The sequence below is a fragment of the Persicimonas caeni genome, assembly GCF_006517175.1.
GTDB lineage: Bacteria > Myxococcota_A > Bradymonadia > Bradymonadales > Bradymonadaceae > Persicimonas > Persicimonas caeni.
Genome location: NZ_CP041186.1, coordinates 1,962,372 through 1,988,055, shown reverse-complemented (window position 1 = coordinate 1,988,055; position 25,684 = coordinate 1,962,372). Strand labels below are relative to the sequence as shown.

Genomic DNA, 25,684 nt, shown 5'->3' with positions numbered 1-25,684 from the left:
TGATAGGCGAATTCCGGCACGGATTTGGGTGATGATGGCGCGGATGGCCGCGTTGCTACGACGAGCTCCATCGAAGCAACCACCGCATCCGCCCATCATCACTCAGATTCGCTCGGCGATTCGCCTATCATCACCTCGTCCGCGATTAGCGCCATTAGTTCATCCGCGCCTTCGTCTTTCGGTGCGAGTGCTTCCAGCTCTCGCAGGCGAGGGCAAGATGCCCCCGCACCGAACAAGTCGCGCGCTATCGGTGCGAGTGCTTCGAGCTCTCGCAGGCGAGGGCAAGATGCCCCCGCACCGAACAAATATCGCGAAAGTCTTCCGTGAATGTACTGATGGTTTTTCACGCTATTCGCTCTATATGATCACTTTTCACGAGGCGATACGGTTCTTCACGGTCGCTGCAACAAGCGTCCAGAATCGAAGCCGGCTGGCATCCGTGTTGCTACGACCACCGTCATCGAACCAACCACCGCATCCGCCCATCATCACTCAGATTCGCTCGGCGATTCGCCTATCATCACCTCATCCGCGACTAGCGCCATTAGTCCATCCGCTACATCTCTCCATCCCGCGGCGCGCCAGTGCCGAAGACGGCGTAGAGCACGGGCATGACGACGAGTGTGGCGAGGGTCGACGTAATCATGCCGCCGATGACCACCGTGGCGAGCGGGCGCTGGACCTCGGCGCCCACGCCGGTGTTGAGCGCCATGGGGATGAAGCCGAAGGCGGCGACCATGCCGGTCATCAGCACCGGTCGCATGCGCGTCATCGCGCCCTCTTTGATGGCCTGCAGCGGCGCCACGCCCTTGTCGAGCAGGTCGCGTACGTACGAGACGAGCACCATGTCGCCGAGCACGGCGATGCCCGACAGCGCGACGAAGCCGACGCCCGCCGAGATGCTGAAGGGCATGTCGCGCAGCCACAGCGCGAAGATGCCGCCGACGGCGGCGAAGGGGACGCCGGTGAAGACGCGCAGGGCGTCGAGCATCCTGCCGTAGGTGATGTAGAGCAGCGTGAAGATGAGCAGGAGCGCGATGGGGACCACGATCATGAGGCGGTTTTGGGCGCGCTTCATGTTCTCGTATTGGCCGCCGTAGTCGACGTAGTAGCCAGCGGGGAGCTCGACGTTTTGGTCGATCGCGTCGCGCACGCGCTCGACGAAGCCGCCGACGTCGCCGTCGGCCACGTTGGCCTGCACGACGACGCGGCGCTTGCTCCACTCGCGGTTGATGGTCGAGGGGGAGTCGATGACCTGGATCTTGGCGAGCTGGCCCAGCGGGACGCGTTGGCCGTCGGCGGTGGTGAGCGTGATCGAGCGAATCTCGTCGGGGTTTTCGCGGTAGCGCTCCGGGAGGCGCACGACGAGGTCGAAGCGGCGCTGCTCCTCGCGGATCTCGCCGACTTTGCGGGTGCCCAGCGACTCGACGTAGCGCAAGACCTCCTCGACGGCGATGCCGTAGCGGGCGACCTGGTCGCGGTCGACCTCGAGCTGGAGCACCGGCAGGCCGGTGATCTGCTCGGTGGTCACGTCCGTGGCGCCCTCGAGGCCCTCGACGACCTCTTGGATTTCGCCGGCCTTCTGTTTGAGGACGTCGAAGTCGTCGCCGTACAGCTTGATGCCGACGTCGGCGCGGATGCCGGCGAGCATCTCGTTGACGCGCATTTCGATGGGTTGGGTGAAGATCGTGCGCATGCCGGGCATGCCGTCGAGCTCCCTTTGCATGGCGTCGACGAGCTCGTCTTTGGTCTCGGCGCGCGTCCACTCCTCGCGCGGGTGCAGCGTGATGAAGACGTCGGAGACCTCCAAGCCCATCGGGTCGGTGGCGACCTCGCCTGTGCCGGTGCGTGTCCAGACGTCCTCGATCTCGTCGGGGAAGGTCTTTAGGAGCTTCTTTTCGAGCTGGGTGCCGTAGCGCACCGACTCGTCGAGGGAGACGCCGGCCAGGCGCACGGTGTTGATGACCACCGATTGCTCGCGAAGCCGGGGGACGAATTGCGAGCCCAGGCCCCAGGCGACGACGCCCGCGTCGATGACGATGGCCGCCGTGATCAAGAGCACGGCCTTGCGGTTTCGAAGCGACCAGTCGAGCACCGGTCGGTACAGCGCTTTGAGCTTGCGGACGAGCCAGACGTCGCGGTGCTCCGCCGGGCTTGTCCCCTCGGCGAGCGTGCCCTTTTTCTGGCGTCGTTTGAGGACATAGCTCGCCAGCACGGGCATGAGGGTCATCGAGATGATCATCGAGCCGAGCAGGGCGAAGATGACCGTGAGCGCCATCGGGCGAAAGAGTTTTCCTTCGACCCCTTCCAGGAACAGAATCGGCAGGTAGACGACGGCGATGATGAGCTCGCCGAAGAGCGTCGGTTTGCGCACCTCGACGGCCGCGTCGCGCACGACCTCGAGGATGCTTCGACTGCTCGTGTCCTCGGCGAGGCGCCGTTCGGCGTTCTCGACCATGATGACCGAGCTGTCGACGACGAGGCCGAAGTCGATCGCGCCGAGGCTCATGAGGCTGCCGACGATGCCGAACTGGAGCATCATGTTGAACGCAAAGAGCATCGACAGCGGGATGGCCAGCGCCACGATGAGCCCGGCGCGCACGTTGCCCATGAGGATGAAGAGGATGGCGATGACCAGCAGCGCGCCCTCGAGCAGGTTGTCGCGCACGGTCTCGAGGACCTGGTCGACGAGTTCGGTGCGGCTGTACATCGGCTCGAGGCGCACGTCGTCGGGCAGGCTCTTTTGGGCTTGGGCGAGGCGCGCTTCGAGGGCCTTGGTCACCTCGCGGCTGTTCTCGCCCATGAGCATGAAGCCCAGGCCGAGCACGGCCTCGCCTTCGCCGCCGGCGGTGACCGCGCCGCGGCGAATCTCGTGGCCCTCCTCGACGCGGGCGACGTCGGAGACGCGGATGGGCACGCCGTCGACCGCGGCGACGACGATCTTTTCGAGGTCTTCGATGTCGCGGGCGAGCCCGACGCCCTGGACGAGCTGGCTCTGGCCGCCGGTGCCCACGAGCCCGCCGCCGACGTTGGCGTTGTTGCGCTTCAGGGCGAACTCGACGTCCTCGACGGTCAGCTCGTATTTGATGAGCTGCGCGAGGTCGACGACCACGTGGTACTGCTTTTCGTAGCCGCCCCAGGTGTTGACCTCGGCGACGCCGGGCACGGTGAGCATCTGCGGGCGCACCACCCACTCGTGCAGCGTCCGGAGCTCCTGCGGGGAGCGTTTGTCGCTCTCGACGGTGTACTGGAAGACTTCGCCCAAGCCCGTCGACACGGGGCCGAGCGAGGGCTTGGAGGCTTCGGGCGGCAGCTCGACGGTCTGGATACGCTCGGTGACGACCTGTCGGCCCAGGTAGATGTCGACGTCATCCTCGAAGATGACGGTGATCTGGGAGAATCCGAATTTGGAGACCGAGCGCACCTCGGCGAGGCCGGGCAGGCCGCCGATGGCCTGCTCGAGCGGGAAGGTCAGCTGGCGCTCGACCTCTACGGGGCTCAGCGCCGGGGCGACCGTGTTGACGGTCACCTGCACCGGCGTCGTATCGGGGTAGGCGTCGAAGGGAAGCTCGCGAAACGAGACGAGCCCGGCCAGCACCAACAGGCCGGTGATGAGCAGCACCACCAGGCGGTGGCGAAGCGATATTTCGATGAGTTTTGACAGCATAGATTCCCCCCTTAGTCAGACTGGCCGGGCACTTCACAGCAGCCTGCGCCGATGCTGTCCCTGCTCAATTCGGTCTTCAGGATGAACGCACCGGTGGTGACCACCGGCTCGCCGACCCGAAGGTTGCCGCGCACCTGGACGACGTCGCCGTCGCTGCGGCCTGCTTCGACGATGCGCGGCTCGTATTGGCCCTGCTTCTTTCGAACAAAGACGACCGTGCCGTCCTCGAGGCTCTGGATGGCCTCTTTGGGCACGACCACGCCCTTTTTGTCGGGGGCGATGCCGATCTCGGCGCGCGCGAATTGGTTGGCGCGCAGCTTGCCGTCGGCGTTGTCGATCTCGGCGCGCACTTTGACAGTGCGGGTGCGCGGGTCGACTTGCGGGGAGATCCAGGTGACCTGACCGTCGAACTTGCGACCGGTGGCGCCGTCGACGGCGAGGGTGACCGGCTGGCCGTTCTCGAGGGCGAAGCTGTCGCCCTCGGCGACGTCGAGCATCGCCCACATTTTGGAGGTGTCGGCGACGGTGGCCAGCGAGGTCTCCTCGGTGGCGAACGCGCCGACCACGCCGGGGCGGTCGACGATGGTGCCGGCGATGGGCGCGCGGATGGTGTAGCGACCGGTGCTCGAGCTTCCGGAGCCCCCGGCGAGGCGCAGCGAGCTTCTGAGCGAGCTGACGCGGGCCTTGGCCTCCTGGAAGTCACGCTCGGCGACTTCGACTTTGCGCTCCGCGGAGAGTCCCTTTTCGAATAGTTTCTTCTGCCGCTCGAGGTTGGCGCGGGCGGTCTTCAACTCCTCGGAGGCCGCGCGGACCTTCGCCTGAACTTCGCCCACCCGTGCGCTCTCCAGCACGAAGAGGGGCGTGCCCTCGTCGACCTCTTGGCCGAGGTCGACCAACACCTCGCGCACGATGCCGGGCACCGCCGCGCGCACGTCGGCGAGCTGATTGCGGTCGAACTCGATACGCGCCGGGGCGCGGGTGCCGAGGCCGACGGGCACCTTCTTGGCCGGGACCGTCTCGATGCCGACGGCCTGCTCGTGATCGTCTTGCTTGAAGATGATCTGGGTGCCCGGTTCGATCCCGGGGATGGGCGCGATACCGGCAGTCTCAGTAGCGCCGGGCGGGTCCATCGGGTTGCAGGTGGGGCAGGCGGACTCGGGGAAGCCGTGCTCTTTGCACCAGTCGCCCTTGGCCTTGAACTTGTCGATGAGCTCGGGGTGGCATTTGGTGCAGTGGGACTCGGGGAGGCCGTGGCCCTTGCACCATTCGCCGTTGGTTGGGGAATGCTCGGCAGTCTCAGTAGCGCCGGGCGGGTCCATCGGGTTGCAGGTGGGACAGGCGGACTCGGGGAAGCCGTGCTCTTTGCACCAGTCGCCCTTGGCCTTGAATTTGTCGATGAGCTCGGGGTGACACTTGGTGCAGTGGGACTCGGGGAGGCCGTGGCCCTTGCACCATTCGCCGTTGTCGGGCGAGTGCTCGGCGGTCTTGGTCTCACCTTCTTTGGTGTTTGCAGGTTGTTCTTTGGTGTCCGCAGGTTGTTTCGACTCGCAGCCGAATGTGCTCGCGGCCAACAGGGCCCACAATGTCCACATCAGGCAGCGCTTCATCATCGTGTATTGCATTGGAGTTCTCCTATTCGTCGCCGTTTGCTTGCCAAATCGCCGTTCCCAAAAGCGCTTCGAGTTCGCTGACGGCGGCGTAGTATTCATCGAGCGCGGCCAGATATTGCCGTTGCACGGCCAACAGACGGTCGCGAGCGTTCATCACGTCGAGCAGGCTCAACTCACCGAGCTTGAAGCCCTCCTGGAGCAGGTCCAGTTGGGTCTCGAGCGCGGGGAGCACTTCTTCCTGATAGATCTGAGTCTGCCCGTACGCGGCTTGGACGGACGCGGCCTGCTTCACAACGAGGTTCCCGAGGACTTTCTTTCGATCCTCAATCGCCTGGCGAAGAATGTCGGTGCGCGTCTTTGCGGCAGCGATCTCTCCCTGGTTGCGATCCCACAGCGGCAGGGGCACTCCGACGACGAGGCGCAGCTTGTTTTCGACGTCGGTGCTCGCCAAGTTTTCACGCTCGTAACCCACTCCAATCAGGGGCGCGGGCCACACTTCGCGCTCTTCGAGGGCGAGGTCTGCGCGGGCTTGCTCGAGGCGTGCGCGGAGCACGGCGAGCTGCGGATCTTGTGCGATAGCCTTCTCGACGAGTCGCTCTTTGGCAGGGACAGGCTTGGCCTTCTCGGGCTCACCGGTCGGCTGCGGGGCGGCCTGTTTGGTCCACCCGACGACTGCGCCCAGATCGCGGCGCGTGCGAAGGGCTCGGACCTGGGCTTGCAGCAGCCGCTGGCGTGCTTGGGCGACCTCCGCGCGGGCCACGATCACCGAGGTGCGCGGCTCTTCGCCGGCCTCGAAGCGCTGCTCGGCGACTTCGAAGAGGGCCTGGGTGAAGTCGAGGACGTCGCGCTCGATCTCGACCTCGTCGGTGTCGACCAGGCCCTGGCGATAGAGGCGGTGGACCTGCTGGTGGACGTCCCAGCGGGCCCGGGCGAGCTCGGCCTGGAGGGCCTCTTTCTGCTGTCGGGCCGCATCGATGCGAAGCCCGCGCTCACCGGCGATTTCGAGGCGCTGCGTGAGCGTGATCTCGGCGCGGCTGAGCCCCACGTCATCGAGTCCGACGCCAAACTCGCCCTCGATTTCGGGGTTGAATGGCTGGAACCTCTCGGCCCCCTCGATGGCCGCGTCGCCGAGCCCGAGGCGCTCGCGCGCCTGCTGGATGTCGGGAGCGCTCTCTTCGGCGAACTCGAATAGCTCGGTCAACGTGACCGGTTCGCCCGTCGGCTCTTCGTCACGTTGCTGGGCATCGGCGGTACTTGCCGCCACGCATACGGTCGCGGTGAAGGCAATAATGCTCAAGAACTGTCGTTTGGGGCGCGCACTCGTCTCTACGTGCTTACAACCCGAGATCGCACCGGATCCCGGGCGAATCGTGTCAAACATCGCTTGTCCACTTTCGTGTTTTTAGAGGTATGGGATCGCGTGGAAGCTTGTTCTTCCAGGCGTCCAGACGCCGCACGGTCGAGTCGCCTCACGCTGCGTCGCGCAGACGAATTCCGTGGCGCATCAAACTCATCGAGCCGGATGTGCAGGGCGTCTTACCAGGTTTCAGTGGCCAGGTTTCAGTGGCCAGATTTTCAGTAGACAGAGCTGTGCTGCGGTGGCTTGAAAATGCCGTGCGTGACGTCGCTGGGGACGACGGACGGATAGGGCGGTGAGTCGGCTCCTGCAGGGTCGGGAGCGGCGCTCACCGCGATGGTGGTGGGCAAAAGCGAGAACGCGACCGCGCTGCAACAACCGCAATGGGCGCAGTTGTCGGGACACTCACCGTCGGGGAGTTCGCCGGGGCATTCGCTCTCGCAGGGATCTGCGGAGTTGGCCTTCTCGGCGTCGTAGGATGCGAGCGTGGAGGCTGAAGCTGGCGTGCTCGTGGACATGGTCATCCCGACGGCGAGCACCATCAACGCTACGCCGAAGAGGCGCAGCCAGAAGGCTCGAAGTCGTAGATTGTCTTTCACGATGTCCATAGTCGCCGGCAAAGCTTCAGGCGGTCGATTGTGTCGAGGACGACGCTAACAGAACCGACCACCTGCAACAAGGTCGCCTACGCAAACAAGCCCGCCCAGATTTCAGCCTGGACGGGCTTGTTCGGTACAATCGATTTGGGTGCAATCGATTACTTCGAGCCGTTGGTGCAGCCCGGAGCGCCGGCGCCGAGAGGCGCGAGCTTCTCGATGGTGTTGTCGGTGTCGACGCTCACGTAGATGTTGCCGCAATCGTCGACGTCGACGTCGTTGAAGATGTAGGTCGGCGGCATGGTCGCCGGGCCCTGCATGCCGATGTCGAGGCCGTCTTCGACGACGGTCTTCTGGCCGGTGGCCGGGTCGATGCGGGTGAGCTTGTCGGTGCCGGTCTCGACGACGAGCAGGGTGCCGTCGTTGTCGAGGGTCATCCCCTCGGGGAAGGAGAGGCCGGCGGCGACCAGTTCGGGAGTCGCCAGTGCCTGGCCGCCCTGGGCGATGCGCAGCACGCGGCCGGTGGCCCAGTCGGCGACCCAAAGCGAGTCACCGTCGGTGGCCAGGCCGGTGGGCACGGGCACGCCGGCCATCGGGACCTTGGCGTTAGTGCCAGCCGGGCGGCGCACCACGCGGTGGGTGGCGAGTTCGGCGACCACGAGGTCACCGTTATAGCGCACGGCGTTGAGCGGCACGGCGAAGTCTTGGTGACTCTCGACGACGGTGTGCAGCGCCGGGTCCCACGTCTGGACGACGTTGGCGAACCAGGAGGTCGTCAGCAGCCGGCCGTTGTCGGCGGTCGCCGAGATGGGCGTGGCGAGCGGCGATACGCCGATGACCGAGTGCGCCTCGAGGGTCATTTGGCCGGTCTGGACGTCGTAGGCTTTGACCGACAGGGCGTCGGAGGTGAAGACCGAGGTGCCGCCGTCGTAGGGGAGCACGGCGACGCCGCCGGGGGCGACCATACCTTCGTCGGTCAGGCTGCGGGTCTTGCCGTTGGGCAGCACCTTGCGCACCCAGCCGTCGTGGGCGTTGGTCAGGTAGATGTCGCCGCGGGCGTCGATTGCCAGGTTGTCGGCGCCTGCTTCGTCGACCTGGGCGACGACCTGTGTGGTACCGGTGTTCAGGTCGTAGGTGACGACTTCGCCGGCAGCCTGATCGACGACGTGCAGGAGACCTTGGGAGTTGAATTTGACCGCCGCGGGGACTTGCAGGCCACCGAAGATCGGGGTGACGGTGCCATTGTCGACGTCAATGCGTGCAACTGAGCCGGCGAACCACAGCGGGCCGTACAGGTGGCCGTCGGGGCCGAACTCCATCGAGTTCAAGCCACCCATGCCGGAGGTGACCAGCTGGGGCGGGGCGTTTCCATCGGGGTCGAGCTCGTAGAGTTCGTCGCCCAGGAAGACGCGGGTGACGAAGAGGCGCCCGTCGGGCGACATGGCGATGGCGTTAACGCCCGGGCCGAGCTGGGCGACGGTCACTTTGGTGCCGTCGGGCTTGAGGCGTCCGACCTCGCCGGTCAAGAACGAGGTCCAGTACAGCGAGCCGTCAGGACCGAATTCGAGGTCGTCGGGCGAGTCGACGCCGCGCTCGATGCCGATGCGGTCGAGGATCTTGCCACTTCGCGGGTTGACCACGCCGATCTCGCGGCCGAGCACGCTGGCGACATACAGGTTGCCGTCGGGACCCATCTCCATGCCGTTGGTGGCGTGGAACTCGGCGCCGTCGGCCAGCGTTCGGCGCAGATACGAATGATCGGCGGTAGTCGAGGCGTTCGCCAGCGCGGATTGAGCGGTCTCCGTGGTCGTGTCGTCTGGTTGAGGGGCGCTCTCGTCACCACAGGCGCTCAGGCACAACAGTCCCGTCAACGCGAGTGAAAGCCAAGAAGGAGTACGAACAGATTCGACGTACTTCATCGACAAATCTCCCAGTCAAATTCGGCCAAGTTTTTAATCGCAGGATTGCGTTTTCGAGCTGACTTTAAATCACCTGTCAGCCGCATGCAATCAGGTTCTCAGCCTATTTTGGGCGACGCTACTCGGTGAGCGCGGGATTCCTTTTCGATGCCGGGGTGTTAGCGGGTCTTTGTCGACTTTTGACGGCTCGACGCACGTGCCGTCGTATCTGAGTGATCAATTGATCTTGTCCGTCACCGAGTCCGCGCGAGCCTCCCTTGGAGAGGATTTCGCTGGTGCCGCGGCGCAAGCGCTCCTCCTCGTCCTCGGTAAGCTCCTTGGCGGTCACCACGATGACGGGGACATTGCAGTACGCGTCTCGGCTTCGGAACTCGTGCAGGAATTCGAAGCCGTCCATCTGGGGCATCATCAGGTCGAGCAGCACCAGATCGGGGTCGATGGTTGCGAGGCGGTCGAGGCCCTCTTGGCCGTTTTCGGCTTCGACGACCGCCCATCCGTCGCCCTCGAGCGTGCGACGGAGCAAATTGCGGGTCGGTTCGTCGTCCTCGACGAGCAAGGCATGGCCAGCCTGATCGCTCGAGGTGCGGTAGGAGTGCAGGATGTCGACGAGTCGCTTTCGGTCGACCGGCTTGACCATATAGTGATCGGCGCCCAGTGCGTAGCCGCGGGCGCTCTCGGCGACCATGGTGACCATGATCACCGGGATATCGGCCAATTCGGGGTGCTCTTTGAGCTTGGAGAGCAGCGTCCAGCCGTCCATCGACGGCATCATCACATCGAGTGTGATCACGTCGGGCTGGAGTTGCTCGGCCAGCAAGAGGCCTTCAGAGCCGCTGGCGGCGGAGGCCACGGCGAACCCCTCGCGCTCGAGCACGCGGCGAAGCAGGTCGCGCATGGTCGCATCGTCGTCGATGACGAGCACCGTTTGGCTGTCGGGATCGGCCGGGCGCGATATCTCCTCGAGGGTTTGGGGGACGTCAGCGTCGGGTTGCTCGAGGTCGCCGGCGCCCAAATTCGCCGCGAGTCGCACCGTGAAGGTGCTGCCTTCGCCCAGGGTCGACTCGACGTCGATTTCCCCTTCGAGCAGCGCGCAGAAGTGCCGGGTGATGGTCAATCCGAGGCCGGTGCCACCGAACTCGCGGGTGGTCGAGGCGTCGGCTTGCGTGAACGCCTCGAAGATCTTGGCGAGTTGCTCTTGGCTCATGCCCACGCCGGTGTCCTCGATCTCGCAGACGACCTTGTCGTAGGCCTCGTCGGGCCGAACCCGCATGGTGATGGTGCCGTCGCTGGTGAACTTGCACGCGTTGCTCAGCAGGTTGAACAAGATCTGGCGCACCTTGGTGGCGTCCGAGTTCATGTAACGAAGTTCGTCGCTCACCTCGACGGTCAACGTGTTGTTGTTCTTGTCGGCCAGCGGCACGATGGTGCTTCGGATATCTTCGACCAACTCGGCGATCTCGAACATCTCGACGTGGATGGTCATCTTGCCCGCCTCGATCTTCGACAGGTCGAGGATATCGTTGATCAGCGCCAAAAGGTGGGTGCCGGCCGAGCGGATGCGCGTCAGGTCGGGCAAGAAGTTGGCAGCAGCCTCGGCGCCCTCGGCGCCGTCTTCGCGCATGAACTCGATCTCTTCTTTGATCATCTCCGAGTAGCCGATGACGGCGTTGAGCGGGGTGCGAAGCTCGTGGCTCATATTCGCCAAGAAGGCGCTCTTGGCCTGATTGGCCTCGATCGCTGCGTCGCGCGCGTCGCGGATCTCTTGCTCGGCGCGTTTGCGCTCGGTGATGTCGCGAAGCACCAAGATGGTGCGGTCTTCGAGGCTGCCGAAGGCGATTTCGGCGGGGAACGCCTCGTCGCCGCGCCGGCCGGTGTGCTCGGTGGATTCGCCGAAGACTTCGGAGGCGTGCGCATGGGCGAGCGCCTCGGAGTCGAGCGAGGAGACCAACTGGCGGATGTCTTGGCCGAGCATGGCCTCGGGGTCGCGCTCGAAGATACGCGCGGCCGCCTCGTTGGCGGTGAGGACCGTGCCGTCGAGGTCGACGGTGACGATGCCGTCAGGGGCCGTCTCGAGCACCGCGCGCGTCTCGGCCTCCTTGTGGCGCAACTCCTCGGTGAGCCAGGTCTGCAGGTCGTCTTTGAGTCGAAGTACCACGAACGCGGTCACCGCCAAGCCGACCAGGCTGATGCCTCGTTGGACGGTGGCGACCTTCGGCGGAAGCTGGGTGGGATAGTCGTAGCCGGTCAGGGCACCGATCAACACGGCCACCCAACTCGCGATGATGACCCAGAGCCACACTTTGCCGGTGCGTCGGCCCTGAAAGAGGGTCGCCAGCAGTGGAATCATAGCCGGCCAGACGATCGCCGGCGCCAAGAGCCCACCGTTTTGGTGGATCAGCCAGAAGAGCAAAATGTAAATCGGGGTGACGATGAGATGACCGGCGATGTCCATCCGGCCTGTCGAGCGCAACACGAACGGCGCGGTGGCTACGGTCGTGCCGCACAGCACCAGCCCAATCGCCGCGTGGATCGATCCACCCGATCCGGAGATGACTGCGGCCAAAAACGCCCAGAACACTACGGTGTAGGCGGTCTTGACGCCGATCTGCGCGCGTCTGCGTTCGATGCCGTTTTCGTCGGCAAGTTCGTCGGGGATAAAATACTCGGTGAATCGGGCCATAGAAGGTAGGCGTTTCGCCACGTCGGTTACAGCTAGAGTGGGCGCGTCCCCGCTTTTTCTGCGTATCAGCGGCCTGTTGGGGAGGCCGGGAGAACGTTCGGATTTGGTTGCGAAACGCTATACCCAAGCCGAGGGGGGGCGGTCAACTTTTTGGGGGGAGAAAGACGCAGGACAACACAGACAAGCGACGCTTTGGGGGGCTCCACAGCGCGCCGCTTCGCTGAGGCGAGCGGCGCGCCTGTCGGTGGCCTATCGCTCGTGAGAAAACCGACGCAAGGAGGCCGTGCGGCCGAGTAGCGCAGGGGCGGGAGGGCCGTGCTTGGCGAAGAGTGCGTGCAGGTCCTCGAGCGGGTCGCGTTGGGAGAGCTGGACCGCCTCGGCGGCGAGTTGCAGGTTGCGCACGAAGTCGACCGCCTCTTGGCGAAGTTGGTCACGCTCTCGTCGAGCAGCGCGCGTTTGCTCGTTTTCGGTGGCGGGTTTTTCGGCCGCCTCTTCGAGCGCGCCGAAGGTCAGCACGAGCTTGTGCTGCAACTCGCCGACGTCGATTCGAGCCTGTCGCATCCGCTCCTCGTAGTGCTCGACGGCTGCGGCGAGTTGGGCGAGGGCGCGCTTGGCGTGCTCGAACGAGCGCACCGAGTCAGGCGGTTGGGGGGCAAAATCGTTCACCATCGCGTCGCGGTTGTCGGCATCTTCGAACGCCTCTCGAATCTGCTCGAGCACCTCGCCGATGAACTCTCGTATGTCGGCGAGTACTGTTTGGACGGGATCGTCCAGGGTGGTGTCTTCGCGGCGGGCTCGCTTGTAAGTCTGCTCGGCTGATTCGAGTTGCTCGGCGAGCGCGCGGGCCATGGTCGCCCCGTCGTAGTCGTCGCCGAAGACTCGCTCGAGTTGTTGGGCATACTCCCGGGCCCAGTCTGCCGCAGCGCGCAAGACGCTCACAGTAGTCTCCACCGGTGTGTCGACATTTGGTCGTGGCATCGCAACACTCCAAGACCCCAGGCATCGTTGAGACCGGATCGCCACGCACGTGAGATACCAACGACTCCGAGCCCCGACGCAAACAGGCTGCGCCGTACCACAACCCTCTGACTACTCCCGTCCACACGCGTTTCGGGTGGGGTGCCCTCAGTTGATCCAATCTGTAGAATACGTAGCACGATTGTGCCGGTTTTCGGTTGATGTGACAAGCCCGTGACGGCGCAGGGGAGTCAATCAGCGCAATTCGCCGCCCAAACCGGATGGCGATCGGGTCCGGGGAGGCGTATCTTCTTCGCTAGGCCAGTCTTCTTCGCTAGGCCAGTCTTCTTCGCTAGGCCAAGGCGGGCGCGGGCGTGGATGGCTCAACGGTCGCCCGCCTTTCCAGCTAAAGAAGAGCTCGAAGAGGCTCAGCTCACGCATCTCCGGAAAGCGTTGCTCCTCGGCTTGGGCGTCGGCCATGAACGCAAAGACTGCCACGCCGCCGACAGTATTTCCGAGCAGCACGGGCAACAGGAAGTCGCCCAATACCGCAAGTAAGCCTGCGCCACCCTGCGAAAAGAGGACGAAGAAGGCCTCCGAACTCACCGAGATGATGTGGAAGAGGCCGGTGACCGAGATGGTGTAGAAGACCAGGTAGACGATGAAAAGCCGCGAGATGGTATCGCGCGCCGCCGTCCCCAGCCAGACCACACCGGCGACGAGCCAGCCAGCGAAGATGGCTTTGAAAAAGACGTCCCACCACCCCAAGGCGACGGCCTCGGCGACAAAGTGTTTGGTGGTGCTGGCCGCACCGGCAGGCAGAACCTTTGTGTGGGCCAAAACGAGCGATCCCAGCGCAGCGCCGGCGAGGTTGCCCGCCAAGACAATCCCCCACAGCCGCAACAGCAGCGGAATGCTGGCCAGACGGGTCATCACCAGCTTGACTGGAGGCAGCGTGTTCTCGGTGTAGAGTTGGTAGCGGCCGACGATGATGTAGACAAAGCCGATGGGGTAGAGCAGGCTGGCCAGAAAAGGATTGTCGGGAAAATGCGTCTTGCCGACCGCGAGCCCCAAGAAGGTCAGCACGATGGCAAAGCCGGCGGTAAGTGCGCTGAAGAAGAGCGACCGTGGGCTGCTGGCAATCTCTTCGTCGGCTGCGGCCAGGAGACGGCGGTGGATTTCGGCCCATGCAAACCGATCGCGCACCGCCCAACCCGACGCCGGCGCCCCGGAGGGCGCGCGAGCGTCTTCGCCCATCGGCGCTGGAGGCAGGTCTCGCTCTTCGGGCTTCTTGTCTGGCTCGGAGTGGTCGGTCATCAAGCTCCAGCGTATCGGGCGAGGTGGGCCATGCGTCCGCACATCACGCATCGTCCAAACCTAAACGCCCGAGCCGAGCGGTCACTGTATGGCGACCGTCAGAGCGTAGTCGCCCTCGGTGCCGAGCTCGCCGTCGACGATGACGAAGGCCGTCTGCCCGCCCTGCACGTCGAAGGTCACGGTTTCGGACTGACCCGGGCCGTTGAACACCGTGCCGGCGAGGCAAGCATCCTGGCTGCAGTCGGTGCGCACGTACAAAAACGGGTCGAAGGTGCTGCCCACGGGCGTCACGGTCACCTCGTAGGTCGTCGTGGCCGTGGGCGACAGCGAGTAGACCTCGTCTTTGCCGCTGACCGCGCCGCTCGGGCAGTTCGAGGCGGTGATCGGCGAGTCGTAATCGTCGGTGGCGTCGCTCGTCGACTGGTTGTCCCAGGTGCCGCCGGCGGTCGCGTCGATGGCCGTGGCGCAGGTGTCGGCGTCGGCCGTCGCGGTCGTGTCTTGCGCTGTGTCTTGGCCGGTGTCTTGGCTCGTGTCCTGGCCTGTGTCGCCTGCATCGGCGGTCGCGTCTTGTTCGACGTCGTCGGCCGCATCTCGAGCGACGTCCTCGGCGACGTCCTGCGCGACGTCGTCGGTTGTGTCCTGAGCGACATCTTGTGCGGCGTCTTGCTCGACGTCGTCGGCCGTATCTTGTGCGACGTCTTGTGCAGCATCGACGCCGGTGTCCGTCACGGAGTCACCGGGGTCTTCGTCGTCACTGCACCCAGCAACAGCCAAGAGGGTCACGATGAGGTGGATGGTCAGCCATTTCGCAGTCGATCGATCCATTTCAGCTCCCATAGAAATTTGAGTCGGGCGAAATAGAGTGCGTGAGTGGGGCCAGAAGTCAAGGTCGAAGGGCGCGCGGGGAAGTCGAAGGACGCGCAGGGAAGAGGACCCCGGAACTGGTGTCTATATTCGCACCCGCAGCTTTCGACGACTGTGCCGCACTCGTAATCCTGATCGCGTCTCCCCCAGAATTCACCTTATGGACCACTTGAACCCGGTCGAACACCTCGACATCCGAGCGTTCTTGAGCCGCCCGGAGATACGCGCCGCCGGTGCGCTGATCGTTGTCATCTTGGTGGGTCTGGGCTTTGTCGAACTCGCCGACGCAGTCAGTGATCGAGACACGTCGGGCTTCGACCAGGCGATCTTGACCGCGTTGCGCCAGGGGCCGAATCACGCCGAGTTGATCGGTCCGGCTTGGATGGAAGGCGTGGCCGCCGACCTGACGGCGCTGGGCAGTTTTCCTGTCGCTTTTGTGCTGAGCATGCTCGTGATCGGCTACCTGCTGCTCGCGCGCTATTACAGCCACGCGCTCGATGTGTTCCTCTCGTTGGCGGGCGGCACGGCGCTGGTGATGCTGCTCAAGGACGTCTTTATGCGCCCCCGGCCGACGATGATCCCCGAGATCTACGACTTGAGCACCTCGAGCTTTCCCAGCGGCCACGCGACCACCGCGGCGGTCGTCTATCTGACCCTCGGCATTTTGATTGCGCGCTTCGCCACGCGTCGCCGCTTGGCGCTGTACGTCATCGCGACCTCGTTCTTTCTGACTTTTTTGGTGGGCCTGACCCGGGTGGCGATGGGGGTGCATTACCCGACCGATGTGATCGGTGGTTGGGCGATCGGGGCGGGCTGGGCGGTGTTCTGCTGGTTGGCGGTCAGCGTTTGGGAGAACTGGAAGAAACACGCCGAGCCGCAAGAGGCTGAGTAGCTGCACGGCCACGTGTGGCTTGCTGCAGCTAAAGCGGTGGGCACCTTCAAAGACAATTGTTTGGTAGGAGGCAACAAACCCTCAGCTTACCCGAAGGCACCGATGCGGCATTGGTACAAGAATAGCGTCATTTACTCGCTCGACGTCAAAGCCTACATGGATTCCAACAGCGATGGCATCGGTGATTTCAAAGGCCTGACCAACTGTCTCGATTACCTCAATGGGCTGGGCATCAACTGTCTGTGGTTGCTGCCCATCTACGACACGCCCGGTCGCGACAACGGCTACGATGTGCGCGACTACTACAAGCTCAACGAGGAGCTGGGGGATTTTGGCGACTTCTCGCATTTCCTCGAGGAGACTGAGGAACGCGGCATTCACGTGGTGCTCGACCTGCCGTTCAACCACACCTCGATCGACCACCCGTGGTTTCAAAAGGCGCTCGAAGACCCCGACTCGAAGTACCGCGACTATTATATCTGGACCGATGACCCGGACGCGCACGGCGAAGAGAAGCTGATCTTCGGCGAGCAGCAGTCGGGCAATTGGTGCGAGGATGAAGCGTCGGGGCAGTACTACTACCACACGTTTTATGCGCACGAAGCCGACCTGAACTTCGCCAACCCGGAGGTGCGCCACGAGATCCAAAAGATCTTGCGCTTCTGGTTGCGCCAAGGGGTCTCCGGGTTTCGTTTCGACGCCGCCCCGCACATGATCCGCCGGAAGGGGTCCATCCGTTTCGAGCGCGACCCTCACGAGTATCTGCAGGAGCTTCGCACGTTCGTCGAGGATCAGAGCCTCAAGGCGATGATCTTCGCCGAGGTCGACGTCAATCCCGACGAGCTCGAGCCGTATTTCGGCGAGGGCGACGAATTCAACGTGCTGCTCAACTTCTACCTTTGCAACTACCTGTTTCTGGCGCTCGCGCGCGAGGAGGGGAAGCCCATTGCCAAGGCGCTCGAGGTGCTGCCCAACGTGCACCACGCCGGTCAGTGGGCGAACTTCTTGCGCAACCACGACGAGCTCGACTTGGAGCGGCTGGCCAAAGACGAGTTCGAGGACGTCATGGAGAAATTCGCCCCCGAAGACGAGATGCGAATCTTCGGGCGAGGCATCCGCCGGCGGGTGGCGCCGATGCTCGAAGACGACCGGCCGCGCATGGAGTTGGCCTACAGTCTTTTGCTGACGCTTCCGGGCACCCCGGTCCTCTATTACGGCGACGAGATCGCCATGGGCGAGAAGCTCGACGAGAAGGGGCGCGATGCGGTGCGCACCGCCATGCAGTGGTCCGACGAGCCCAACGGCGCGTTCAGCCAGCGCGACGTCGACGAGTTGGTGCGCCCGATTATCAGCGAGGGCAAGTGGGGCTACAAGGAGCGAAACGTCACCGACCAGCGCCGCGACCGCGACTCGTTTCTGAGCTGGATGATCCGCGCCATCCACCAGCGCCTCGACACCCCGGAGTTCGGCGAGGGCGAGCCCGTCCTTATCGACACCGGCGACCCGCGCATCTTCGCTCATCGGGCCCAGGAGGGCGAGCGTTTCGCCATCGCCGTGCACAACCTGTGCGGCGAGGCCATCGAGGTCGATTTGGGCCTCGACTGCGAGGAGCGCGAGCATCTGCTCGAGCTCTTTGCCGATCAAGAGTACGACCGCTGGGAGCTCGATGACGACTGCCTCGAGGTCGGGCCCTACGGCTACCGATGGTTTCGCCGCTCTCAATACACCCTCGCGCATACCGGCAAGGTGGAAGCATGAGCTGGAAGGACGACTACCTTTGGTGGCAGCGCGGCATCATCTATCAGGTCTACCCGCGCTCTTTTCAGGACGCCAGCGGCGACGGGTGCGGCGACCTCGAGGGGATTCGCCGACGCCTCGACTACCTCGAGTGGCTCGGCGTCGACGCGGTGTGGATCTCACCGTTTTTCCCCTCGCCGATGAAGGATTTCGGCTACGACATCGCCGATTACACCGACGTCGACGCGATCTTCGGGCAGATGCACGACTTCGACCGGCTTCTCGAAGACGCTCACGGGCGCGGCCTTCGAGTGATCCTCGACCTGGTGCCCAACCACACCTCCGACCAGCATCCCTGGTTCGTCGAGTCGGCATTATCCAAAGAGAGCCCCAAGCGCGACTGGTATATCTGGTCCGACCCGGGGCCCGACGGCGGCCCACCCAACAATTGGGTCAGTGAGTTCGCCGGGTCGGCCTGGGAGTTCCACGAGCCGACCGGCCAATACTACTACCACGCGTTTCTGGCCGAGCAGCCCGACCTGAACTGGCGAAACGACGCGGTGTGCGAGGCGATGTTCGACGTGATGCGCTTTTGGCTCGACAAGGACGTCGATGGCTTTCGGGTCGATGTGATGTGGCACATGATCAAAGACGAGCACATGCGCAACAACCCTCCCAACCCCGACTATCGGCCCGGCGAGGAGTCGCCCTACGACGAGTATCTGCCTGTCTACTCGGCCGACCAGCCCGAGGTGCACGACGTGGTCGTCGGCATGCGCCAGGTGATGGACGAGTACGACGAGCGCGTCATGATCGGCGAGCTGTATCTGCCCATCGACCAGTTGGTGACCTACTACGGCGAAGAGGAGTCCGAGGCGCACCTGCCGTTCAACTTCCAGCTCGTGGGAGCGCCTTGGGACGCCGCGCATATTCGCAGCATCGTCGACCGCTACGAGGCATCACTGCCCGAGGATGGTTGGCCCAACTGGGTGCTCGGAAACCACGACCAGAGCCGCATCGCCACGCGCATCGGGCGCGCCCAGGCTCGGCTGGCGGCGATGTTGTTGATGACGCTTCGAGGCACCCCGACGATGTACTACGGCGACGAGCTCGGCATGGTCGACGTCGATATCGCGCCCGACCAAGTCGTCGATCCGCGCGAGCTGCGAAGCCCCGGCATGGGCCTGGGCCGCGATCCGGAGCGCACCCCGATGCAATGGTCGGCCGACGCCAACGCCGGCTTCACCGACGCCGAGCCGTGGCTGCCCGTGGCGCCCGACTTCGAGACCTGCAACGTGGAGCGCGAGCGCGACGAGCCCGACTCGACCTTGAGCCTGTATCGACGGCTCATCTCGCTTCGTCGGAGCGAGCCGGCGTTGGCCGTGGGCGACTACTGGCCGGTCGACGCCAAGCCGCCGCTCTTCGGCTACGTGCGCTGCTTCGAGGACGAGGCGTTCTTGGTCGTGCTCAACTTCCGCGGTGAGCCGCAGACCTTCCGGCCTGACAGCCGGTTTGCGGGGGCAGAAGTGGTGGTATCCACCGTCGAGTCCGATCCGCAGGGGCGCGTGGTCGACGGTGAATTGGAGTTGGCGGCCGACGAGGGGGTGATCGCGCGGCTTCCGCATGCGCCGGCCGAGCACCCGGCATCGACGATCGAGCCGTAGCCGTGACCGGAAACCGTACCTCGTGATTTACTCCGCCGCGCTACGTTCGGCCAGGCCGGTGGTGTGGCCGGCCTCTTGCCAGATCCGCTCTTGTTCGTGCCGGGGAGGAAGGCCCCAGCTCGGCTCGTAGCTGAAGACATCGCGCGCCGAGTGGGCGCTGAAGTTGTCGTCGAGCACGTCGAAGTGGTCGAGGGTGACCAGGGCAGGGTGGGGCAGGCCGCAGGCATGGGTCAGGTCGAGGATCTCCGACTGCAGAGTCGCCACGTAGTTGGCGAAGCGCGCCGACTTGAGCGTCGGGTCGAGGCCGCGCATCAACCACTTGTTCTGGGTGGCCACCCCCGCCGGGCAGTGCCCGGTGTGGCAGCGCTGCGCTTGGATGCAGCCAATCGACAGCATCGCCTCGCGGGCGACGGCGACCATGTCGCAGCCCATCGCATAGGCGAAGAGCGCCGTCTGCGGAAAGCCGAGCTTGCCCGAGCCCACAAAGACGACGTCGTCGGCGAGCCCGCGCTCGGCGAAGATGCGATACACGCGTGGAAACGCGGTCTTGAAGGGGTACGAGACGTGATCGGCGAAGGCCAACGGGGCGGCGCCGGTGCCGCCTTCGCCGCCGTCGATGGTGATAAAGTCGACCCCACGCTCACCGTCTTGCATCATGTCGGCCAGCTCGACCCAAAAGCCCAGGTCCCCGACGGCCGACTTGATGCCAACCGGCAAGCCGGTGGCGTCGGCGAGCATCTCGACGAAATCGAGCAGCTCGTCGGTATTCGAAAAGGCGGAGTGACCGGCGGGGCTCAGGCAGTCTTTGCCCATGGGGATGCCGCGGATCTTGGCAATCTCAGGGGTGATCTTCTCGGCGGGCAGCACTCCGCCGTGGCCGGGCTTGGCGCCTTGGCTCAGCTTGATCTCGAGGGCGCGCACCGGAAAGCGCTCCACGCGCTCGAGGAGCTCGTCGAGGCAGAAGTTGCCGTGGGCGTCGCGGCAGCCGAAATAGCCGGTGCCGATCTGCCAGACGAGGTCGGCTCCGTGGTCGTGGTGCTTCGAAATGGAGCCTTCACCGGTGTTGTGCAGGCATTTGGCCATCGCCGCCCCTTTGTTGAGGGACTCGACCGCCGCCGCGCTCAGCGAGCCGAAGCTCATCGCCGAGATGTAGACGGTGGTGTCGGGCCGAAACGCCTTGGCGCGTCCGCGCGCCGCCCCCCACACCTTCGAGCAGGGGATCGCCACCGTCGGGTCACAGTGGGTCTGGTCGTGGCCGGCGAACGGAAACGCCGAGTGCTTGATGACCAGGTAATTGGGCAGCAGGTCGATGCTGTTGTCCGAGCCGAACCCGAAATAATTGTTCTGCTTTTTGGACGACGCGTAGACCCAGCGACGCTCATCGCGGTTGAAGGGCCGCTCGGAGTCGTTGTCGGTGACGATGTACTGGCGAAGCTCCGGGCCGACCGATTCGAGGATATAGCGCAAGTGTCCGATGACCGGAAAGTTGCGCAAGATGGCGTGCTTTCGTTGAAATAGGTCGTACAGAGCCACCAGCAGCAAGAAGCCGCCGAGGCCGATCAAGATCCACGTGCCAATTCCCATACCCGATGACTTCCTTGGCGGCAGTGATACCGCACGATCCGACGTAGCAATGAATCGATGGACCGGTTCACTGTAACATATTTCAGTGAGTCGTCATGCTTTGCACGCACCCCCACCGAAACCCCGCAAGCGCGATAAAAAAAATCACCCAGACGGTCGTCTGAGTGATCGTGAGACTGCTGCGTGTCAAAACGCCCCGGAACCTCGGTCCCGGGGCGCTTTGGGTCAGGGAAGGACGTACTGCAGCTCGAGCTTGGGACGCTTGGCGGCGTCCGAATACTCACGAGAGTAGTAGGTGGTGTCGTAGCCGGAGCTGTGCAGGCGCACCGAGATTTGGCTGTCGCCTTCGGATTCGGTCTGCACCGCGTCGCGCAGCTCGACGGTGCTGAACGAGCCGGTCTGCTCGTTGGTCATGCTGTGGTTGTACCACAACCACCAGTAGCCCAGGTTATCGGCGGCGGCTGCAGGCTTGTTGGTGCCGTTGATGCCGCCTTCGGTCCACGAGTCGTCGCTGACCAAGCGGGTGTAGACATTGCCGTCGCCGCCGTAGGCGAACCCGTCGTAGGCGATCATCGTCAGGCGAGCCTCGACGATCTGGGCGCCGGCAGGCAGCGCGCTCAGGTCGAAGCGCAGGTAGACCTCGCCACGGTTGCTCGAGCGCACGTACAGGCTCTGCTCGCTGCCGCGGTTGGTCGAAGAGCTGTCGACCCAGGCGTCGGCGCTGGGCTCGAGGGTCTCGGTCGTCAGAGGAAGGTAGCCGACCACGAGCTTGGGATGCTTGGCCGAGTCGGAGTACTCGCGCGAGCGGTACGAGGTGCGGTAGCCCGGCGAGCTGAGCAGCACGCTGAGCAGGCCGTCGCCTTCGTACTCTTGCTCGACGATAGCCGCCAGCGCCGGGTCGGCGTTGACACCGAGTTTCTCGGTCGGGTTGCTGTAGCCGTACCACAGCCACCAGTGACCCGAGCGGGTGGCGTCGGCGGTGGGCTGGTTGTTCCAAGTCACCGTCGACTCGTCCCAAGTGTCGTCGGCAACGAAGTGGGTGTAGACGTTGCCGTCGCCGCCGTAGGCGAAGCCGTCATAAGCCAGCGCCTGCAGTTGGACGCCCTGAATGGCGATGTCCTGGGGCAGGCTCGACAGGTCGAAGCGCATCAGCACGTCGGAGTCGCTGTAGCTGGTGGGCCGGATCTCGAGCGAGGTGTCCGAGCCGTAGTTCGTGTCGCCGGCGGACGACTTGAGGGTCGCGTCGGCGACCGGGCTCAGCTCGACGGTCGGGCATGCGGTCTTGCCGGTGTTGCCGTCCACGCAGCGTCCGCACACGTCGGTGGTGGCGCTGCCGCCCCAGTCGCCGTTGCAGTCCTGCACGCAGTCGTTGTTCGGGTCGTCGTCGCAGGTGCCGCACATGTCCTCGACGGCGCTGCCGCCCCAGGTGCCCGCGCAGTCTTGGGCGCAGTCGTTGCTCGGGTCGTCGTCGCAGGTGCCGCACATGTCCTCGACGGCGCTGCCGCCCCAGGTGCCTGCGCAGTCCTGCTCACAGTCGTTCGACGGATCGTCGTCGCAGGTGCCGCACATGTCGAGCTCGGCCGGGCCGCCAGGCACGCCGTTGCAGTCGTTGACGCAGTCGTTGCTCGGGTCGTTGTCGCAGGTGCCGCAGCCGTCGAGCGTGGCGTCGCCGCCCCACACGCCGTTGCAGTCCTGAACGCAGTCGTTGCTCGGATCTTCGTCGCAGGTGCCGCACATGTCTTCGGTGGCGCTTCCGCCCGGCGTGCCCGCGCAGTCGCAGTCGTTGGTCGGATCGTCGTCGCAGGTACCGCAGTCGTCGACCACGGCGCTGCCGCCCCAGGTGCCCGCGCAGTCTTCGACGCAATCGTTCGACGGATCGTCGTCACACACGCCGCAGTTGTCGGCCGTAGCGCTGCCGCCCCAGGTGCCCGCGCAGTCCTGAACGCAGTCGTTCGAGGGGTCGTCGTCGCAGGTGCCGCACATGTCTTCGGTGGCGCTGCCGCCCCAATCGCCGTTGCAATCCTGGACACAATCGTTGGTCGGGTCGTCGTCGCACACCCCGCACATGTCCTCGACACAGCTGGGCGCGGCGTCGACGTCCTCGCCGACATCTTCACCGACGTCTTCGCCGACATCTTCACCGACGTCCTCACCGACATCCTCGCCCGTGTCCGTACCGGCGTCGGCGTCGGTTCCGATATCTTCGCCCACGTCGCTTCCAGCGTCGACGAGTGGTTGCTCGCCCGTGTTCGACTCCGTACAGCCGACTGCCCATACAAGCATGGTGCAGATCAGCACGCTCTTCCACTTGAACCAGTTCATTCGTGTTACTCCTCCAAAAGCCCCCCAGGGGGCGCGCAAAGCGCGACATATGTCGTCGCAAGTTAGTTGGTTTGTCGTCGCAGGTGTGACCTATGCGAGACAACTAAGCGTGCGGAAAGTAGCCGTACCTAGTTGATCTGTCAATTATTAATGGGATTTTTATGATTGTGCTGCGTGTCCTTAGCCGCGCAACTGCTCGGCGATATCGGCCTCGAGATCTTCGGGTTTCGTCTTGGGGGCATAGCGCTCGAGAATCGTGCCATCTTTGGCGACCAAAAACTTGGTGAAATTCCACTTGATAGCGCTCGTGTTGAGCAGGCCGCGCGCGGCCTTCTTGAGTTGTTCGAAGAGCGGGTGGGTATTCGAGCCGTTGACCTCGATGCGCTCGTGCATCGGGAAGGTGACCCCGTAGTTGACCCGGCAAAAGTCGGCGATCTCATCGTTACTGCCGGGGTCCTGCTTGCCAAATTGGTTGCAAGGAAAGCCGAGCACCACCAACCCCTCGTCGCCGAAATTTTGCCACAGCGCTTCGAGCCCGTCGAATTGCGGCGTGAATCCACACTCGCTGGCGGTGTTGACGATAAGCAAGACCTTACCTTCGTACTCCTCGAGGGTCTTCTCTTCGCCGTCGATGGTCGTGATGGTGGTCGTGTAGTCGAGCTTTGCCATAGTCGTTTCCGTGGGTTGGAGGAGCGGCACAGGAGTTGGCTATTCGTTGGGATGCGGCGTCGAGCGCGTTTGTGACACTTTCCACTAATGGACTCGTCGAGCCGTGTCCATGGGGGCAACGTTTGCGGACATTCGGTGATGTTGACACCGACGTGTTCGGTTGGGATTCTCCCCGGCGGTTTCGACCAAATCTGGGCGAGGAGGCCATCATGTTCGGCGGCGAGTCGAATGGCATTGTGGACCAATTGGAGCGCTTTTCGAGGGACGCTTCGTGGGAGCAGATCGGGGAGCTGAGCGATCCGATCTTTCGCAATTATCTCATCACACACAACTACTGGCGATTGTCGATGCGCATGGCCGAGTTGCTGGGGCGCCAGAACTTGGTGTGGCCCGGCTTCGGAGCGTGGGCGTCGGCGCAGGCCGGCGAAATGATGCGCCACGACGGGATGGGCTGGCTCGCGCTCACGCCCCGATTCGGCGAGCGAATTACCGCGCTCTTGGGTCGGGGGAACGGGCTCATCTTCATGGATATCGCGCCGGTCTTCTCGGCCTTTCTCGCGTTGATGGAGCCCGCCGACACGGCGGCGCAACAGGAGCACCACAAGCTCGCCGAAGACGCGCCCGGCGAGGTCCCGGCGTATCTGCAAGACGCGCTCGACCTCGACCCTCGGTCGGTCGACGAGCATCCCGACGGGCAGCAGGCGATGATCTGGGCGTTCAGCGAGTACTTCTTGGCGGCGTATGCCGCCTGTCCGGACGCCCGCGCCGAGCGAATCTACGTGGCCAACTGCTTTGTGGGCTTGCAGGAGCAGACCCGCATCGACTGCATGCTCGACGCGTTGCTCGAGCTCGAGGGGATCAACCGCGTCTGGAGAGCGATGGCGACGCCGTTGGTGCGCCTGTGGGGAGCCGGGTGCTGGCTGCAAGACACCGTCGGGCGCCGGCTGGGCCGCCAGACCGACGCTCACCGCAGACACGCCTATCGACTCGCCCGCGCGGCGTTGATCGAGGGACGATTGACGCAGGTGATGGGCACCCAACTGCTCATGTCGCTCGATGTGGGCGACGAGGAGCTCGACATCAGCGACGATGTCCCGTGGAGTTCGCCCACCGCGGCCTATCCGTCCCACCTGGCGCGTTTCGACGAGCCATCGGCCGAGTTTCGCGCTCGTCTCGAGGCGCTGCTGAACTGGGATCGCACTCACGACACCACCGACGGGAGCGCGGCGGTCGACTGGACCGAGCTGAGCGACCGCATGAACTTCATCGTCGATCTGTTCCGCACCCGCCAGCAAGATCTTGCACTCTTCACCCACCCGCTCAGCCGCGCCCCCGCCGACGTGCTGGCCGAGGTCGCCACGATTTGATCGCCTTCATTTTTGGATTTTCTTTACGCCGGCAGACCCACCGCGTACCCTGTCGGACCACTCCCCGTGCGAAAGGGCGGTCGCCGCGTGAAACACCATCTGCAACCAAATGCGGTTGGGGGAGTGTGTCATTTTATTTCTGATTGTTGAGGTGTTGTATGGTGATGGGAACGTTGAAAGAAATCGATTCGGGTCCGTACGAGCTTCGTCTGAACGACGGGTCGGGTGACCAGCGCGTCGGGTTTGCGTGGTACGAGGGCGGTGGCGGTGAGCAGAGCGCCTATTTTGTGTTGAAAGACGGAATTCCGTTTCCGTTGCCCTACGGCCCGGACGTGACCTTTTCGCCTCACCAGATGTCCGAAGTGAACAACTCCGAAGAGTTTTACGAGTGGGTCATGCAGAACGGTGAGCTGGGCGAGAACACCACCTCTTGGCAGGTCAGCGAGACCTACCAGTCTTGGCACTAAGCATTTGTCGCGAAA

Annotated in this window: 17 protein-coding genes; 5 read left to right on the top strand and 12 right to left on the bottom strand. The window is 64.1% G+C overall.

Features of this window, described 5'->3' with window-relative positions:
• Window positions 1–556: 556 nt before the first annotated feature.
• The 9 genes from FIV42_RS07415 to FIV42_RS07375 all read right to left on the bottom strand — a co-directional run bounded on the left by FIV42_RS07415 (window position 557) and on the right by FIV42_RS07375 (window position 14,928).
• On the bottom strand, window positions 557–3,667 hold the full coding sequence (locus FIV42_RS07415) for an efflux RND transporter permease subunit (protein ID WP_141197059.1): 3,111 nt from the start codon (window positions 3,665–3,667) through the stop codon (window positions 557–559).
• Window positions 3,668–3,678: 11 nt separating this feature from the next.
• Entirely contained in the window at window positions 3,679–5,289 is a 1,611-nt protein-coding gene (locus FIV42_RS07410) for an efflux RND transporter periplasmic adaptor subunit (RefSeq protein ID WP_168210486.1), read from the bottom strand.
• 10 nt (window positions 5,290–5,299) lie between these two features.
• On the bottom strand, window positions 5,300–6,574 hold the full coding sequence (locus FIV42_RS07405; RefSeq protein WP_168210485.1) for a TolC family protein: 1,275 nt from the start codon (window positions 6,572–6,574) through the stop codon (window positions 5,300–5,302).
• 278 nt (window positions 6,575–6,852) lie between these two features.
• Window positions 6,853–7,233, bottom strand: a complete 381-nt coding sequence (locus tag FIV42_RS07400) for a hypothetical protein (protein ID WP_141197056.1) — start codon at window positions 7,231–7,233, stop codon at window positions 6,853–6,855.
• Window positions 7,234–7,391: 158 nt separating this feature from the next.
• Window positions 7,392–9,149, bottom strand: coding sequence for an SMP-30/gluconolactonase/LRE family protein (locus FIV42_RS07395; RefSeq protein WP_141197055.1), 1,758 nt, complete (start codon window positions 9,147–9,149; stop codon window positions 7,392–7,394).
• A gap of 118 nt (window positions 9,150–9,267) precedes the next feature.
• Window positions 9,268–11,829, bottom strand: a complete 2,562-nt coding sequence (locus FIV42_RS07390; RefSeq protein WP_141197054.1) for a hybrid sensor histidine kinase/response regulator — start codon at window positions 11,827–11,829, stop codon at window positions 9,268–9,270.
• Between the two features lie 249 nt (window positions 11,830–12,078).
• Entirely contained in the window at window positions 12,079–12,807 is a 729-nt protein-coding gene (locus FIV42_RS07385; RefSeq protein WP_141197053.1) for a hypothetical protein, read from the bottom strand.
• Between the two features lie 234 nt (window positions 12,808–13,041).
• Window positions 13,042–14,103 (bottom strand): formate/nitrite transporter family protein, encoded by a 1,062-nt coding sequence (locus tag FIV42_RS07380; RefSeq protein WP_141197052.1) that lies wholly within the window; start codon window positions 14,101–14,103, stop codon window positions 13,042–13,044.
• Between the two features lie 81 nt (window positions 14,104–14,184).
• The gene (locus FIV42_RS07375) at window positions 14,185–14,928 is read right to left on the bottom strand and encodes a hypothetical protein (protein WP_141197051.1); all 744 of its coding nucleotides are present in this window, start codon (window positions 14,926–14,928) and stop codon (window positions 14,185–14,187) included.
• A 199-nt stretch (window positions 14,929–15,127) separates the two neighbouring features.
• Here FIV42_RS07375 and FIV42_RS07370 point away from each other — a divergent pair, with 199 nt between their 5' ends.
• The 3 genes from FIV42_RS07370 to FIV42_RS07360 all read left to right on the top strand — a co-directional run bounded on the left by FIV42_RS07370 (window position 15,128) and on the right by FIV42_RS07360 (window position 19,260).
• Window positions 15,128–15,859, top strand: coding sequence for a phosphatase PAP2 family protein (locus FIV42_RS07370; protein ID WP_141197050.1), 732 nt, complete (start codon window positions 15,128–15,130; stop codon window positions 15,857–15,859).
• Window positions 15,860–15,961: 102 nt separating this feature from the next.
• Window positions 15,962–17,617: an alpha-amylase family protein gene (locus FIV42_RS07365; protein WP_141197049.1), complete on the top strand. Its 1,656-nt coding sequence runs from the start codon at window positions 15,962–15,964 to the stop codon at window positions 17,615–17,617.
• The gene (locus FIV42_RS07360) at window positions 17,614–19,260 is read left to right on the top strand and encodes an alpha-amylase family glycosyl hydrolase (RefSeq protein ID WP_141197048.1); all 1,647 of its coding nucleotides are present in this window, start codon (window positions 17,614–17,616) and stop codon (window positions 19,258–19,260) included. The genes FIV42_RS07365 and FIV42_RS07360 overlap by 4 nt, the downstream gene beginning before the upstream one ends.
• 27 nt (window positions 19,261–19,287) lie before the next feature.
• On the opposite strand, the gene FIV42_RS07355 is transcribed toward FIV42_RS07360, so the two are convergent.
• The 3 genes from FIV42_RS07355 to FIV42_RS07340 form a co-directional block, all read right to left on the bottom strand.
• A complete protein-coding gene (locus FIV42_RS07355) occupies window positions 19,288–20,844 on the bottom strand; it encodes an FMN-binding glutamate synthase family protein (RefSeq protein WP_141197047.1) in 1,557 nt (518 codons plus the stop codon).
• Window positions 20,845–21,069: 225 nt separating this feature from the next.
• Window positions 21,070–23,166, bottom strand: a complete 2,097-nt coding sequence (locus tag FIV42_RS07350; protein ID WP_168210484.1) for a CBM96 family carbohydrate-binding protein — start codon at window positions 23,164–23,166, stop codon at window positions 21,070–21,072.
• Between the two features lie 180 nt (window positions 23,167–23,346).
• Window positions 23,347–23,835 carry a glutathione peroxidase gene (locus FIV42_RS07340; RefSeq protein WP_141197044.1) on the bottom strand — a complete coding sequence of 163 codons (489 nt, stop codon included), beginning with the start codon at window positions 23,833–23,835 and terminating at the stop codon, window positions 23,347–23,349.
• A 209-nt stretch (window positions 23,836–24,044) separates the two neighbouring features.
• On the opposite strand from FIV42_RS07340, the gene FIV42_RS07335 reads away from it, so the two are divergent.
• Window positions 24,045–25,202, top strand: a complete 1,158-nt coding sequence (locus FIV42_RS07335) for a hypothetical protein (RefSeq protein WP_141197043.1) — start codon at window positions 24,045–24,047, stop codon at window positions 25,200–25,202.
• Window positions 25,203–25,366: 164 nt separating this feature from the next.
• Window positions 25,367–25,669 carry a hypothetical protein gene (locus FIV42_RS07330; protein WP_141197042.1) on the top strand — a complete coding sequence of 101 codons (303 nt, stop codon included), beginning with the start codon at window positions 25,367–25,369 and terminating at the stop codon, window positions 25,667–25,669.
• Window positions 25,670–25,684 lie beyond the last annotated feature (15 nt).